Here is a 13,415-nt window from a genome sequence, read left to right as displayed (position 1 = left end):
GCGTTTAGTCTCTCAAGCGTTCAACGTTTTCACTTCCACCACCAAGGAGACCTGCAATGGCTCGTGGTATCAAAGACAAGGTCGCTATTCTCGGCATGGGTTGCTCCAAGTTTGGCGAACGCTGGGACAGCGGCGCCGAAGAGCTGATGCTCGAAGCCTACCGGGAATGCCTGAAGGACGCCGGCATCGACCAGAACCAGCTCCAGGCGGCGTGGTTCTCGACTGCCATCGACGAGGTCCATGTCGGCAAGTCCGGCATCCCGCTGTCGACGACGCTGCGCCTGCCCAACATCCCGGTGACGCATGTCGAGAACATGTGCGCTTCGGGCACCGAGGCTTTCCGCGGCGCCTGCTATGCCGTCGCCTCGGGCGCGGCTGATTTCGCGCTGGCCGTCGGCGTCGAGAAGCTCAAGGACACCGGCTACGGCGGTCTGCCGGGTGGCCGTGGCGGCCCGCTGCAGGTCCTGTGGAACGCGAGCGGCACCGCGCCGGGCAACTTCGCCCAGCTTGCCACCGCCTACATGACCGCGCATGGCGTCTCGGGCGAGGACCTCAAGAAGGCGATCGGCCATGTTTCCTGGAAGAGCCATCAGAACGGCGCCAAGAACCCGAAGGCCCATCTGCAGAAGGCCGTCGAGATGGAGACCATCCTCAACGCGCCGATGATCGCCTCGCCGCTCGGCCTGTTCGACTGCTGCGGCGTGTCGGACGGTGCGGCCGCGGCCATCGTGACGACGCCCGAGATCGCCAAGGCGCTCGGCAAGAAGGACATCGTCAGCGTCAAGGCGCTGCAGCTCTCGGTCTCGAACGGCTCGGAGTCGGGCCACAATTCGTGGGACGGCAGCTACTTCCACACGACGCGCATCGCTTCCAAGAAGGCCTACGAAGAAGCCGGCATCAAGAGCCCGCGCGACGAAGTGTCGATGTTCGAGGTTCATGACTGCTTCTCGGTCACCGAACTGGTGACCATGGAAGACCTGCACATCTCCGAGACCGGCAAGGGCTGGAAGGACGTGCTCGACGGCTTCTACGACGCCGACGGCAAGATCCCCTGCCAGATCGACGGCGGCCTCAAGTGCTTCGGCCACCCGATCGGCGCGTCGGGCCTGCGCATGCTCTACGAGATGTACCTGCAGCTGCAGGGCCGCGCCGGCGCCCGCCAGCTCAAGGACCCGCGCATCGGCATGACGCACAATCTCGGCGGCGCGCCGCGCGAGAACATCTCGAGCGTCGCCATCGTCGGCCGCTACGAGTAGTCACGAAACGCGAAGCCCTCTCTCTGGCTCAAGGCAGTCGGGGAGAGGGCTTTTCTTTGCACACGTTCCGGAGGAGATGTTCATGGAGCTCGACAAGAAGCTCATCGGCCACGAGTTCAAGCCGTTCACCGCCACCGTCGAGGCCGGCAAGATCAAGCTGTTCTGCAAGGCCATCGGCGAGGAAGACCCGATCTACAGCGACGAGGTCGCGGCCAAGGCGGCGGGCTATCGCGGCATCACCGCGCCGCTCACCTTCCTGCGCGCGCTGCAGGCCGATGATCCCAACAAGGGCGGCCTGCTGCGCCTGCTCAACGTCGATATCGGCCTGATTCTGCACGGCGAGCAGCACTTCGAATACTTCGCCCCGGTCGTGGTCGGCGACGTCGTCACCTGCCAGGAGAAGGTCGTCGACATCTACGACAAGAAGGGCGGCGCGCTCTGGTTCGTCGTCCAGGAGATGGAGATGAAGGACAAGGCGGGCAAGCTGCTGGCCAAGGGCCGCGGCGTCACCGTCGTGCGCAACCCCGACGCGGCGAAGAAGTAAGGGAGGCAATCATGGCTACCGCAACCGCTCCGAAATTTGCCGACGTGAAGGTCGGCGACGACCTGAAGCCGCTGGTGCTGCCGCCGATCAGCCGCCACCAGCTCGCCCTCTACTGCGGCGGCTCGGGCGACCACAACCCGATTCACGTCGATCTCGACTTCGCCAAGAAGTTCGGTTTCAAGGACGTGTTCGCCCACGGCATGCTGTCGATGGCCTTCCTCGGCCGCCTGGTCACCACCTGGGTGCCGCAGAAGCAGGTCCGTGGCCTCGGCACGCGCTTCACCTCGATCACCTGGGTCGGCGACGTCATCACCGTCAGCGGCAAGGTCACGAGCAAGCGCGAGAAGGACGGCGAGCACCTCGTCGATCTCGAGATCAAGTGCACCAACCAGAACGGTCAGGACACGCTGCAGGGCAGCGCCACCGTGGCGTTGAACTAGCGCAGGGAACCAGGAGAACGACATGGGTCAGATGGATGGCAAGGTGGCGATCGTCACCGGTTCGGGACGCGGCATCGGCAAGGAGATCGCGTTGCGCCTGGTGCGCGACGGCGCGAGCGTCGTGATCAACGACATCGACGATGCACCGGCACAGGAGACTGTCGCCGAGATCATCAAGATGGGCGGCAAGGCGGTGGCCTGCAACGGCGACGTCGCCAAGCCCGACTTCGGCGATCGCATCGTCAAGACGGCCATCGACGCGTTCGGCGACTGCCACGTCGTGGTGAACAATGCCGGCTACACCTGGGACTCGGTCATCCAGAAGATGAGCGACGAGCAGTGGTACGCCATTCTCGACGTCCATCTGACGGCGCCGTTCCGCGTCCTGCGCGCCTTCCAGCAGCATTTCCGGCAGGCCGTCGAGAAGGAGCGTGCCGAGGGCAAGCGGGTCGTGCGCAAGGTCGTGAACATCTCCTCGACCTCGGGCGTCAACGGCAATGCCGGACAGTCGAACTACTCGGCAGGCAAGGCGGGCATCGTCGGTCTCACCAAGACGCTGGCCAAGGAATTCGGCCGCTACGACGTCACCGTCAACGCCGTGGCCTTCGGCTACATCCAGACGCGCCTCACCAAGCCGCTCTCCCAGGGCGAGGCCGGCGAGATCGAGGTCCAGGGCCGCAAGGTCAAGATCGGCGTCCAGGGCGGTCGAATCGCTGCCATGAACCAGATGATCCCGCTGGGACGCGGCGGCCTGCCCGAGGAAGCGGCGGGCTCCGTCTATCTCTTCTGCAGCCCCGACAGCGACTATGTCAGTGGCCAGTGCCTGGTCGTGAACGGCGGCCTCTGATCACTGTTTGACGACTGACGGATGAAGGGTGGCCCGTGGGCCACCCTTTTTCTTTGTGTGCGCTTCCCGGCTAGGATGGCACATGGGGGTGGGATCCTTGGAAATCGGTATCGTGGGCTGCGGTGTTGCAGGACAGGCCGCGGCGAGCTTCCTTGCCGAGTCCGGCCATCGCGTCACGGTGCTCGAACGCTTCGACCGGCCGCGTCCCGTGGGCGCGGGCCTTCTTCTGCAACCCACCGGTCTTGCCGTACTGCGCACGCTCGGCCTCGAGCAGGACGCGCTGGCAGCCGGTGCGCGGATCGATGGGTTGTACGGCGAGAGCCACAAGAGAAGGCCGGTACTCCACCTCGCCTATGCCGACCTGCATCCAGCCGCCTTCGGATTGGGAATCCGCCGCTCGGTCCTGTTCGACCTGTTGCACCGCCGGCTGCTGGCATCGGGCGCTCGCCTGGCCACCAGTGTGGAGGTCCTCGACATCGCGCGCGAGGGCGCGCGGGCGGTCGCCATCGATCAGAAGGGCGGCCGGCATGGCCCGTTCGATCTGCTGATCGTCGCCGATGGCGCGCATTCGATGCTGCGCGACCGCGTGATGCCGGGCGCCCGGGCGCCGCTCTACCCGTGGGGCTGTGTGTGGACGACCGTTGCCGACACCCAGTCCTTCGGCGCGCCGCGCCTCCTGCGACAGCGTTTCGCCGGCTCCACGATGATGATGGGTATCCTGCCCGTGGCATCCGACAAGCTCACGATGTTCTGGAGCCTGCCCGCCGCCGACCTGGCGGCCGACCGGCCGATCGATCTGGCGGCGATGCTCGACCAGGCGCTGTGGCTATGGCCGGAAGCGGCATCGGTCATCGAGGACGCGGTTAGCGGCGCGGATTTCTCGCGCGCGACCTACCGGCACGTGTCCCTGCCGCGCTGGAACGAAGGCCCGGTGCTGCTCATGGGCGACGCCGCGCACGGCACGAGTCCGCAACTCGGGCAGGGCGCGAACCTCGGCCTGCGCGACGCCCACGCGCTCGGCCGCAGCCTCGCCGAAGCCGGCGACCTCGCCCAGGCGCTGGACCTGTTCGCGCGCCGGCGCGGACCGCCCAGCCGCTTCTACCGGAGCGCCAGCCATTTGCTGACGCCGTTCTTCCAGTCGGAGGGCCAGGTGTTGGGCGTGCTGCGGGACCTCACGATGCGCCATGCCTGCCAGGCACCTTTCGTGCGGCCGATGATGACGACCATCCTGGCCGGCCTGAGGCGCGGCTGGCTGTCGACCGATTCGCTCGACGCTGACGGTCGGTATCCGCTCTAGGCTCGGCGCGACAGGGAGGCCCACCTTCCGGGGGTGACGCCGAAGCGGGCGGAGAAGTGCCGCGTGAGATGGCTCTGGTCGGCAAAGCCCGCTGCGGCGGCGACTTCCGACAGCGCGTTGCCCTCGACGATCATCTCCTGCGCGCGCCGCAATCGCTGGCCGACCTGGAAGCGATGCGGCGACGTGCCGAACGCGGCCCGGAAGTGGCGAGCCAGGGTGAAGCGATCGAGGCCGCTGATCTTCTCGAGTTCGTCGGAGCCCACGACGCGATGCGATTCGGCCATCAGGAATTCGCGGGCGCGCGAGGCCGCCTTCAGCGCGATCCGGCCGCGCGGCGGGCGGGGGCCGCCGTCACCGCGTCGCGCCAGCACATCGGCCAGGCGGCTGATCATGCCGTCGACGGCCAACGGTTCGAGCGGTTGCGGAAAATCCACGAACGCTTCCTCGATGACGCGCGCCGTGGCTTCGTCGCGAGCGACGGCCTCCGCGACATAGGGCGGGGACGCGCCGTCCAGCGCCAGCGAGATCGCCGCAGGGTCGAGATAGAGCATGCGATAGGCGAAGGCACCGCCTTCGCCGGCATGGCCGTCATGGGCCTCGTCGGGATGCAGGATCAGCACCTGCCGGGCGCGGCTCGCTCGCAGGCTGCCGCGATAATGGAACTGCTGTACGCCATAGAGGGTGAGGCCGATGCCGTAGGTCTCGTGCCGGTGCAGGTCGTAGGCATGACCGCCGAAGCGCGCTTCGAGGCGTTGCAGGCCGGCGGCCGGTCGGTCGAGGCGGATCTGGTCGGCGTTCATGCACGAATGTTCAAGACGATGGGGCCTAGCATGCCCCATATGGGCGGCATGATCTATGAAACCAAGACAGCCCTGATCCTGCGCAAGGACCTGGCCGCCTGGCAGATGGCCAATGTGTCGGCCTTCCTGGCGGGTGGCCTTGCCGGCACCCATGCCCATCTGATGGGCGAACCTTATCGCGACGCCAGCGGACGGGCCTATACCGCGCTGATCCGTGAGCCGATGTTCGTCTACGGCGCCACACTGGAAGAGCTGCAGCGAACCCACCAGCGCGCGCTCTCGCGCGAACTGGTGCCCGCGATCTACATCGAGCCGATGTTCACCACGACCAACGACGCGGACAACCGCGCCGCGGTGGCGGCGGCACCGGTCGATGCGATGAATTTCGTCGGCATCGGCGTGCATGGCCCGCGCAAGACGATCGACAAGGTGGTCAACGGGCTGAAGTTCCTGTCCTAGGCCACCCGTCGCGAGCGCATCAGGATCAGGACTGCGGCCGCGACGTTGAGGCCCATGCAGACCACCAGCGGCACGCCATAGCCGCCCGACAGGTCGCGCAGGACGCCCAGCAAACCGGGGCCGAAGGCGTAGAGGGTCTGCACGACGGCGGTCGAGAGCGCGACGATCGCTGGGAACTGATCGGCCGTGTATTCGCGCTGCACGATCATCGGCGACAGGGTGATGTTGTTGCCGACGGAAAAGCCGTAGACCGCGCAGGCGCCATAGACTGCGAGCGGAGCGACGGCATAGGCCAGCACGGCGATGGCGCCGACCTGTACCAGGAAGCAGATCGCCGAGGCGCGGCGCGGTTCGAGCCGGTCGATGACCAGCCCCAGCACGATGCGCCCGACCAATGCCATCACGGCGTTGATGCCGACCGCCAGCGCCGGATCGAGCACCGGACCGCCGCCCGCCGAACGTGCGGTCACCAGCGGCACCAGGTGGGTGAGGAAGCCGACCTGGGAGAGCAGGACGAACGCGAAGGGCGCCGAGATGCTCCAGAAGTGCCACTGACGGAGTGGCGCCAACCGGTTCGGTCGGGCCGTCGTGCGCTTGGGCGACAGTGGGCCCCTGCGCACGAACAGCGCCACCGTGCCGGCGGCCAGCACGATGCCGATGGCCACCAGCAGCCGCTCGGCGTTGGCGAACCCCAGGTCGGGAATGGCGGCGAGAAGCACGGGCGTGACGACGAGACCGGCCACTGTGGCGCCGCTCAGCGCCAGGTTGAGGGCAAGGCCGCGCTTGCGGTCGAACCATTGCCCGACCGTCGCGGCGATCGGTGCCACGCTGGTCGCGTTCCAGCCCGGCGCCATGGCGATGTAGAGCACGACGAGCTGCCAGGGCTCGCTGATCGACGGCAGCAGCAGCAGGCAAACGGTGGTGATCGAAAGGCCCGCCAGGAACACGGTGCGCGGACCGAAGCGGGCGATGGCTTCGGCGATGCGCGGCAACAGCAGGGCGCCCAGCACATAGTGCGCGGTGACGACCGACGAGATGAAACCCGTCGACCAGCCGTGCTCCCGCTGCAGTTCGACGAGATAGATGCCGTGGGCATAGAAGCCGAAACCCCAGGCGAACACGGCTGCCACGAAGCAGGCGAAGACCACACGCCACGCCGCCGGCGACGTATCGGCGGCCGGGATCACGGACATAAGCGGGCGGCGTTCAGGAGCGGCTGACGTGGGCGGAGACGCAGCGCCAGCCCTCCGGCCGGAGCTGCCAGTCGTCGGTGTACCAACCGCCGCCCTTGCTGCCGTCGGGCTTGGTGTAGCTGGTGCGGGCGTGGATGATAGCGAAGGTGCCGAGAAACTGGATCTTTACGTCGTGCTCGCGGATGTCCTTGACGGGGGAGCCACGGCCGATCTGCGCCAGGAACGCCGCACGGTCGATCAACGCGCCGTCGGGGTTGGTATTGAGGAAGTCGTCCGACAGATGCTGGTCGAACCAGCGAACGTCGGCCTGATCGACCGATCGCACGTAGTTGTGGTTGAGTTCTTCCAAGGTCGCGAGATGCCGCGCCGCCATATCGTCCGCCACGATCTTCCTCCGTCTTGCTTTAGCGCTTCACATGCGTGGAGCGTATTTGGTGAGTTGTTCCAGGGATTGGCTCCAGCCTTCCTCGTGCGACCGGCAGAATTCCGGCGAATGGAAGTCGGACTGGGTGAAGGCAACTTCCGTTCCGTCATCATGCTCGGCGAACGTCACCGTGACGAGAGTGGTCGGCGTCAACGTCCCGTTGGCGCGCACCCAGGCGTGGGTGAAGACGAGGCGGTCGGGCTCGGAAATCTCGACATAGGTGCCGACCTCGGTCTGGACGGCGCCGGTCTCGTCGGACTGGATCCGCATGCGCCACGCACCGCCCTCGCGCAGGTCGAGCGCACAGGACAGGATGTGGAAGCCATGCGGCGCCCACCACAGCTTCATGCGCTCGGGCTCGATGAAGGCGCGGAAGACCAGGGTGCGCGGCGCCTCCAGCACGCGATTCAGGGTGAACTGGCGGAGCGCCGGAAAGGTCGATTCACTTGCTCTTGCGGGCATCTGTGCGTTTCCTCTTCCGGGGCGAAGGAGCGGCCGTCTGGGCCTGCTGCAGATACGCTTCCAGCCGGTCGAGCCGTTGTTCCCAGAAGCGCTGGTAGGTCGCGACCCAGTCCGAGATCTCGTGCAGCGGCTCGGCGGCGAGACGACAGGGCCGTCGCTGGGCGTCGCGGCCGCGCGCGATCAGTCCGGCCCGCTCCAGCACCTTGAGATGCTTGGAGATTGCCGGCAGCGACATGTCGAAAGGCTCGGCGAGGTCGCCGACCGTTGTCTCGCCCAGGGTCAGGCGGGCCAGGATCGCCCGCCGTGTCGGATCGGCGAGGGCGGAAAAGGTGGCGGTCAGGCGATCGTCGGCAGGGGACATGGGCGCATTCTATTTATTAACCGTTGGGTAAAATAGAAGCGGTTGGCGGTTCTCTGTCAAGCCGACCGGTCACGACAGGAACAGGCGCGCTCCGATCGGCAGCGTGCGGGCTTTCTCCAGCCCCTCCATGGTCGTGCGGTAGCCGAGCTCGATCGCCGCGTCGAAGCTCGTCCAGTCGAGCAGGTCGATATGGGTCATGGGCGGCACGATCAGCAGTTCTGCCGCGTTACGATCGTGGGCGGCGCGGGACGTGCTGGCGACCAGCGCCGAGCGCAGCAGGATGCGCACGATCGAGGGGATGGGCAGTGTCTCGTTGCGCTTCCAGACCAGGCGACGGAAGAACTGCCAGGCCGACCAGGGCTCCATGACGCCGGCACCCGCGGCCAGGGCGCCGCCCGTGTCGATGTCGACGCCGATGGTGACACCACGGCCCAACCGGCGCATGGCGCGCACCGGAAAGTTGTCGATCACGCCGCCATCGACATGGACTTCGCCGGCCTCGTTGAAGGGTGGCATCACGCCGGGAATCGCCACCGATGCACGCAGCCAGCGCCACAGCCGTCCGACGGTGTGGATGTCGGCATTGGAGGTCGTGAGGTTGGCGGTCATGCAATAGAAGGGGAGGATCAGGTCCTCGATGTCCTTCTCGCCGAACGCGGCGCGCAGGAGGCGCGTGACCCGCCGGCCGGAGAACAGGGCGATCAGCGGCACCGTGTAGTCGCTGAGCGGATTGTTGTCGACGAAGGCGCGGCGGAAGCGTGCGTCGAGTTCCTCGTCGCTCCAGCGCGAGGCGACGCCCGCGGCGACGATGGCGCCCATGCTGGTGCCGCCCACCAGGTCGATCGGCACGCCACTTTTGCGCAGCGCCTTGACCACGCCGATATGGGTGAAGGCGCGCGCGCCGCCGCCGGCCATTACCACGCCCACGGCATGGCCGGTGAGCAGCCGGGCCAGCCGATCGATGTCGGAATGGATGTCGAGCCGGACGTGATGATGGTTGCCGTAGAGGCCACCCGCCAGCAGCGGCGCCGTGGAGCCGGGGCTGGGGTCGTGGCCTTCATGCAGCAACACGAGTTCGCGGCGGCGATGGAACACCGCGCCGCTCTGCGCCGTCTCGATCTCGAACGGCAGCTTGGTCGGGACGTCGTTGTCGGCGTTGCGGATGACGACCAGGCAGTCGGCTTGGCGCAGGCAGAGTTCGGTCCACGGCGTCAGGGTCGGGTCGGCTCGATAGAGGACGAACGACGATTCCATCTCGCAGCGCGCGAACCATTCCGGTTCCTCGTCGACCGATTCCGGCCCCAGCATCTGGACCTGGTTGCCGATGCGGCCCAGCGCGTCGGCCAGCATCACGGCAAAGCGGGCCGATGCCACGTCGGGACCGCTCGGCAGGATCGCGAAGGTCCTGGGCTGGCGGCGGCGCTTGCCGGTGTCCTGGGCATTGCGCGCGACCACGCTGCGCATCAGTGCCGGCAGAACCTCGGGATGGTGCGAGGTGAGCGCGTTGAAGCGGTTCTGCGCCAGGCGCCAGACCTCGCTGTCACGCAGCGCCGCGACGCTGCGCGTGCGCTTGCCCTGCGACAGCAGCGACATCTCGCCGACCAGGTTGCCCGGCGGCACCTCGGCGATCAGCACCGGTTCGCGTGCGTCGCTTTCGGCTTCGTGGCGGAACACGCCGAGGCAGCCGCTGGTCACGACATAGACGGCGTCGGCCGGTTCGCCGGCCCGGAACAGTGGTGCACCGCCGGGAAGCACCATCAGCGTGAGCTCGCGCTCGACAGCCTTCAAGGCTTCGGGATCGAGGTCGGAGAATAGCGGCGTCTGGTGCAGGACCTTCTGCAGACGCAGCCGCGCCGTATCCTCGCTCGGCTCGACGAGGCTCATCCCCCGGCCATGCCCTTCAGCGCCCAGCCGATCGTCTGGTCGGCGCGCGCCCACACCATCTCGCGCCACTTGTCGCCGGCGGGGAAGAACCGCTCCTTCATGTCGGCCTTGAGGGCGCGGCCCTGCGCCGAGCCGAGATCGCCGCGATGATGGACCCAGTTGTCGGCGCGCACGGCCGTCAGCACTTCGGACACCGTGTAGGTGCCGTACTCCAGCGCGACCGGCGTGACTTCCGCATCGGGCAGTTCCTGTGGAAAGGCGTCGGTCATGACGCCGACCACCACGGCCGAGGTCGAGGTGCCGCTTTCGGGTGAGGTCAGCTCGTCGCCGTACCAGGCCTTGGATCGGGCGAACGACTTGGCGGCGGGCGACACCGCGCAGATCAGTTCGCCATGGCCGAACGGACCGAGGCCGGTGTGGAAGTCGATGATGCCGACGCGCTTGGCGCGCGAGAGTTCCTCGCGGGCGATCGCGCGCACGGTGCGGTTGCTCCAGGTCGGCGTGGTGCCGCCGAAGAAGATGCCGTCGGGATGGCTGTACTGGCCGCCGCTGATCGCGCCCTGCAGTCCGAAGGCGCCATGCTTCTGGGCATAGGCCGCGAACACGCGTTCCGTCTCGGCCGTGCTTGCCTGGTCCCAGGTCTTGGGCAGCACCGCATCGGCGATGGCGAGATAGCCCTCGTTGTTCGGATAGCCCTTGTCGTGGTCGACGAAGTTGCGGTTGAGATCGACATTGTCTTCGGTGACGCGGCGCGTCCACGCAAAGCCGTAGGGATTGAGGGCGTGGATCAGCAGGGCGCCAGTGTTCTTCGGCAGATTCGCGGGCCCGCCCGAACGCATCCAGGCGATCTCGGCGCCCGAACCGCAATGGCCTTCGACGCCGTGCGTGCCGGCGATCAGCACCAGCATGTTCTCGGCGTCGGCTGGGCCGAACCGCGCGGTGTCGAGAAAGAGCGCTTCGCCGTTGGGGCCGCGCGCCTTGGGATTGAGCCAGGACCGCAGCGCCCCGCCGGCAGCCGCCGCGGCGCCGCAGAACTTGGGCCGCGCCTCGGCATAGGTTTCAGAGAAGCACTCGGAAACTGAAAACATCTATTCCTCCCACCCGCATGCTAGCCGGTTTGTCGGGGGGGCGGAAAGCGGTGGCGATGCCCCCTAGCTGTCGTACTGCAGCAGGGTTTCGACCGGCGGCTTCAGTTTCTTGCGACCGTTGAGGAAGGTGAGCTCCATGATGACCGCGCAAGCAGGCACGACGGCGCCGACGCTTTCCAGCAGGTGCACGGCCGCGCCCATGGTCCCGCCGGTTGCCAGCAGGTCGTCCACCAGCACGACGCGCGCGCCTTTGTGCACGGCGTCCTGCTGGATCTCGATCGTGTCGGTGCCGTACTCCAGATCATAGGTGTGACGCACCTTGTCGCCGGGCAACTTGCCTTGCTTGCGCATCATCACGAAGCCGGTGCCCAGAGCGAGGGCGAGTGGCGCCGCCAGCAGGAAGCCGCGCGATTCGATACCCGCCAGCATGTCGGGTTTGTGCGGCCGGATGAGATCGGCCAGCCGCTCGACCGTCGTGTGCCACGCCTTGGGATGCGCGAGCAGGGTCGAGATGTCGTAGAAGAGGATGCCCGGCTTGGGGAAGTCGGGGATCGAGCGGATGTGCTTCTTGAGGTCGATGTCGTTATGCATTCTGTTGCCCGCTCTCAGCTATAGGCCGGCGGCGGCTCGAAGCCGCGATATTCTTTCTCGAGCAGCTTGGCGAACTGGATGCATTCGTAGTCGCCGTACTGCCGGCCGATGATCTGCACGCCGATCGGCAGGCCATCCTTGCTCTGGCCGATCGGAGCGGCCGTCGAGGGCAGCCAGGTGACGCCCGAGTAGCCCGCCCAGAAGATCTGGTCGACCACCGGCACCTGCTTGTTGTTGACGACGATCGTGCGCTTGTGGCGCAGGCCCGCCTGGTCGTGCGGGAAGGCCGCGGTCACGGCGACCGGGCAGAGCATCAGGTCGTAGTCCTGGAAGAACGCATCCCAGGCCCAGCGCATCTTGTGGCGCTTCTCGTTCAGCTGCAGCCAGGTGCGATGCGGCAGCGAATTGCCGCGCTGCATCTGGGCGAAGTAGCTCATGTCGTCGCCGGCGAAGCTGGCCGCGTCCTTCACGGCCTGCTCGTAGACCGCGTCGCTCATGCGGGCCGACGTCGCCGCGCGCAGCAGGCGGATGTAGACGTCGTTCAGCTCGACCGTGTCGATGGCAGGCCGCGCCTTGTCGCTCACCTTGACCTTGTTCTTGGCGAGGAATGCGGCGAGCTTGGAGATCTGCTCCTGCACCGAGTCGTCGACCTCGGCGTTGGGATCGGTCAGCAGCACCGCCACCTTGAAGTCGCGCAGCTTGGTCTTCTTCGAACGCGGCAGGTTCAGCGTCCAGCCACGGCCGTCGATCGAATCGGGACCGGCCATCGCGGTGAGCGCAATCTCGAGATCCTCCGCGCCGCGGGCCAGCGGGCCGACGACGCCGATGTCGCCGTAGGCAACGGCGCCGGCCAGCGCGTGGCCCTTGGGCGAGACCACGCCCCAGCTCGGCTTGTGACCCCAGACGCCGCAGTAATGTGCGGGGTTGCGGATCGAGGCGCCGATGTCGCTGCCCGCCTCGATGCCGGTCAGGCCAGCGGCGAGCGCTGCGCCCGAGCCGCCCGAGGAACCGCCCGGCGTGCGGCCGAGATCCCAGGGATTGTTGGTCGAGCCGTAGACCTCGTTGTAGCTCTGCCAGTCGGCGAGGTTCAGCGGCACGTTGGTCTTGCCGAACAGGGTGACGCCGGCATCCATCATGCGCTGTGTAACGAGCGAATTCTGCGCGACGACGCTGTCCTTGAAGGCGGGATCGCCCCAGGTCGTGGGGAAGCCCGCGACGTCGAAGGATTCCTTGATCGTCATGGGCACGCCGTGCAGCGGTCCCAGCTTCTTGCCGGCCCGGACGGCCCGGTCGGCCGCCTTGGCGCGCTTGCGGGCGCCCTCGATGTCGGTCGCGATGATGGCGTTGAGCTCGGGGTTATAGGCCTCGACCCGCTTCAGGTAGAGGTCGAGCAGTTCCAGGCAGCCGATCTTCTTCTTCCGGACCGCAGCGGCGAGCTGCTTGGCGGTCTGGAACGGGAGGGCGAGGGACATGGGAGGGCTTCCGCAAGGGGGATGGACGAGGTCTAAGCCCGTACCATATTGTCCGGCCCGCCGTGAAGAAACTCCCCGCCCGAACGATGCACATCGCCATGCCGCTGGCGCTGACCTTCGTGATGACCTTCATCGTCTCAGGCATCGCCACGATCCGGGCGATCGGATTCGAGACGGGCATGACCGCGCGCTGGATGGAATCGTGGATGGCGTCCTGGATGGTCGCGTTCCCGACCATGCTGTTCCTGATGCCGCTGATGCGGCGCCTGCTGTCGCGCCTGATCGAGACCCGGTAGC

16 protein-coding genes are annotated in these 13,415 nt (G+C 67.0%); 7 read left to right on the top strand and 9 right to left on the bottom strand.

Annotated elements, in window-relative coordinates:
- Window positions 1–56 precede the first annotated feature (56 nt).
- From AC1RP5_RS16925 to AC1RP5_RS16905, 5 genes are all read left to right on the top strand, one after another.
- Window positions 57–1,256 (top strand): acetyl-CoA acetyltransferase, encoded by a 1,200-nt coding sequence (locus AC1RP5_RS16925; protein WP_493112400.1) that lies wholly within the window; start codon window positions 57–59, stop codon window positions 1,254–1,256.
- An 82-nt stretch (window positions 1,257–1,338) separates the two neighbouring features.
- Complete coding sequence (locus AC1RP5_RS16920; protein ID WP_493112399.1) at window positions 1,339–1,800, top strand: MaoC family dehydratase N-terminal domain-containing protein; 462 nt, start codon at window positions 1,339–1,341, stop codon at window positions 1,798–1,800.
- Window positions 1,801–1,811: 11 nt separating this feature from the next.
- Window positions 1,812–2,240 carry a MaoC family dehydratase gene (locus AC1RP5_RS16915; RefSeq protein ID WP_493112397.1) on the top strand — a complete coding sequence of 143 codons (429 nt, stop codon included), beginning with the start codon at window positions 1,812–1,814 and terminating at the stop codon, window positions 2,238–2,240.
- Between the two features lie 22 nt (window positions 2,241–2,262).
- Entirely contained in the window at window positions 2,263–3,087 is an 825-nt protein-coding gene (locus AC1RP5_RS16910) for an SDR family NAD(P)-dependent oxidoreductase (RefSeq protein WP_493112394.1), read from the top strand.
- A gap of 97 nt (window positions 3,088–3,184) precedes the next feature.
- Window positions 3,185–4,384, top strand: a complete 1,200-nt coding sequence (locus AC1RP5_RS16905; protein ID WP_493112392.1) for an FAD-dependent oxidoreductase — start codon at window positions 3,185–3,187, stop codon at window positions 4,382–4,384.
- Here the strand turns inward: AC1RP5_RS16905 and AC1RP5_RS16900 are convergent.
- The gene (locus tag AC1RP5_RS16900) at window positions 4,381–5,184 is read right to left on the bottom strand and encodes an AraC family transcriptional regulator (RefSeq protein WP_493112391.1); all 804 of its coding nucleotides are present in this window, start codon (window positions 5,182–5,184) and stop codon (window positions 4,381–4,383) included. The genes AC1RP5_RS16905 and AC1RP5_RS16900 overlap by 4 nt on opposite strands.
- Before the next feature lie 30 nt (window positions 5,185–5,214).
- Between AC1RP5_RS16900 and AC1RP5_RS16895 the strand changes: the two genes are divergently transcribed.
- A complete protein-coding gene (locus AC1RP5_RS16895; protein ID WP_493112390.1) occupies window positions 5,215–5,643 on the top strand; it encodes a DUF2000 family protein in 429 nt (142 codons plus the stop codon).
- Here AC1RP5_RS16895 and AC1RP5_RS16890 read toward each other — a convergent pair.
- The 8 genes from AC1RP5_RS16890 to AC1RP5_RS16855 all read right to left on the bottom strand — a co-directional run bounded on the left by AC1RP5_RS16890 (window position 5,640) and on the right by AC1RP5_RS16855 (window position 13,118).
- Window positions 5,640–6,836 carry an MFS transporter gene (locus tag AC1RP5_RS16890; protein ID WP_493112388.1) on the bottom strand — a complete coding sequence of 399 codons (1,197 nt, stop codon included), beginning with the start codon at window positions 6,834–6,836 and terminating at the stop codon, window positions 5,640–5,642. The two genes, AC1RP5_RS16895 and AC1RP5_RS16890, sit on opposite strands and share 4 nt — an antisense overlap.
- Before the next feature lie 13 nt (window positions 6,837–6,849).
- On the bottom strand, window positions 6,850–7,221 hold the full coding sequence (locus tag AC1RP5_RS16885; protein ID WP_493112386.1) for a nuclear transport factor 2 family protein: 372 nt from the start codon (window positions 7,219–7,221) through the stop codon (window positions 6,850–6,852).
- Between the two features lie 27 nt (window positions 7,222–7,248).
- The gene (locus tag AC1RP5_RS16880) at window positions 7,249–7,722 is read right to left on the bottom strand and encodes an SRPBCC family protein (protein WP_493112384.1); all 474 of its coding nucleotides are present in this window, start codon (window positions 7,720–7,722) and stop codon (window positions 7,249–7,251) included.
- On the bottom strand, window positions 7,703–8,083 hold the full coding sequence (locus AC1RP5_RS16875) for an ArsR/SmtB family transcription factor (RefSeq protein ID WP_493112382.1): 381 nt from the start codon (window positions 8,081–8,083) through the stop codon (window positions 7,703–7,705). Before AC1RP5_RS16875 ends, AC1RP5_RS16880 begins: the two co-directional genes overlap by 20 nt.
- 69 nt (window positions 8,084–8,152) lie before the next feature.
- Window positions 8,153–9,967: a patatin-like phospholipase family protein gene (locus tag AC1RP5_RS16870; protein WP_493112381.1), complete on the bottom strand. Its 1,815-nt coding sequence runs from the start codon at window positions 9,965–9,967 to the stop codon at window positions 8,153–8,155.
- Complete coding sequence (locus AC1RP5_RS16865) at window positions 9,964–11,055, bottom strand: M14 family metallopeptidase (RefSeq protein ID WP_493112379.1); 1,092 nt, start codon at window positions 11,053–11,055, stop codon at window positions 9,964–9,966. The genes AC1RP5_RS16870 and AC1RP5_RS16865 overlap by 4 nt, the downstream gene beginning before the upstream one ends.
- A gap of 63 nt (window positions 11,056–11,118) precedes the next feature.
- Window positions 11,119–11,646, bottom strand: coding sequence for an adenine phosphoribosyltransferase (locus tag AC1RP5_RS16860; protein WP_493112378.1), 528 nt, complete (start codon window positions 11,644–11,646; stop codon window positions 11,119–11,121).
- Between the two features lie 14 nt (window positions 11,647–11,660).
- The gene (locus AC1RP5_RS16855) at window positions 11,661–13,118 is read right to left on the bottom strand and encodes an amidase (protein WP_493112376.1); all 1,458 of its coding nucleotides are present in this window, start codon (window positions 13,116–13,118) and stop codon (window positions 11,661–11,663) included.
- Window positions 13,119–13,180: 62 nt separating this feature from the next.
- Between AC1RP5_RS16855 and AC1RP5_RS16850 the strand changes: the two genes are divergently transcribed.
- The gene (locus tag AC1RP5_RS16850) at window positions 13,181–13,414 is read left to right on the top strand and encodes a DUF2798 domain-containing protein (RefSeq protein WP_493112375.1); all 234 of its coding nucleotides are present in this window, start codon (window positions 13,181–13,183) and stop codon (window positions 13,412–13,414) included.
- The last annotated feature ends 1 nt before the right edge of the window (window position 13,415 follow it).

It is taken from the genome of Reyranella sp. GW821-FHT12G01, from assembly GCF_058806575.1.
Note: the sequence above shows the minus strand (reverse complement) of the source record. Positions and strands in the feature narration are given on the sequence as shown.

Coding starts and splice junctions, on each gene's coding strand:
- AC1RP5_RS16925 (WP_493112400.1), top strand. CDS start 57: ATGGCTCGTGGTATCAAAGACAAGGTCGCTATTCTCGGCATGGGTTGC.
- AC1RP5_RS16920 (WP_493112399.1), top strand. CDS start 1,339: ATGGAGCTCGACAAGAAGCTCATCGGCCACGAGTTCAAGCCGTTCACC.
- AC1RP5_RS16915 (WP_493112397.1), top strand. CDS start 1,812: ATGGCTACCGCAACCGCTCCGAAATTTGCCGACGTGAAGGTCGGCGAC.
- AC1RP5_RS16910 (WP_493112394.1), top strand. CDS start 2,263: ATGGGTCAGATGGATGGCAAGGTGGCGATCGTCACCGGTTCGGGACGC.
- AC1RP5_RS16900 (WP_493112391.1), bottom strand. CDS start 5,184: ATGAACGCCGACCAGATCCGCCTCGACCGACCGGCCGCCGGCCTGCAA.
- AC1RP5_RS16895 (WP_493112390.1), top strand. CDS start 5,215: ATGCCCCATATGGGCGGCATGATCTATGAAACCAAGACAGCCCTGATC.
- AC1RP5_RS16890 (WP_493112388.1), bottom strand. CDS start 6,836: ATGTCCGTGATCCCGGCCGCCGATACGTCGCCGGCGGCGTGGCGTGTG.
- AC1RP5_RS16880 (WP_493112384.1), bottom strand. CDS start 7,722: ATGCCCGCAAGAGCAAGTGAATCGACCTTTCCGGCGCTCCGCCAGTTC.
- AC1RP5_RS16875 (WP_493112382.1), bottom strand. CDS start 8,083: ATGTCCCCTGCCGACGATCGCCTGACCGCCACCTTTTCCGCCCTCGCC.
- AC1RP5_RS16870 (WP_493112381.1), bottom strand. CDS start 9,967: ATGAGCCTCGTCGAGCCGAGCGAGGATACGGCGCGGCTGCGTCTGCAG.
- AC1RP5_RS16865 (WP_493112379.1), bottom strand. CDS start 11,055: ATGTTTTCAGTTTCCGAGTGCTTCTCTGAAACCTATGCCGAGGCGCGG.
- AC1RP5_RS16860 (WP_493112378.1), bottom strand. CDS start 11,646: ATGCATAACGACATCGACCTCAAGAAGCACATCCGCTCGATCCCCGAC.
- AC1RP5_RS16855 (WP_493112376.1), bottom strand. CDS start 13,118: ATGTCCCTCGCCCTCCCGTTCCAGACCGCCAAGCAGCTCGCCGCTGCG.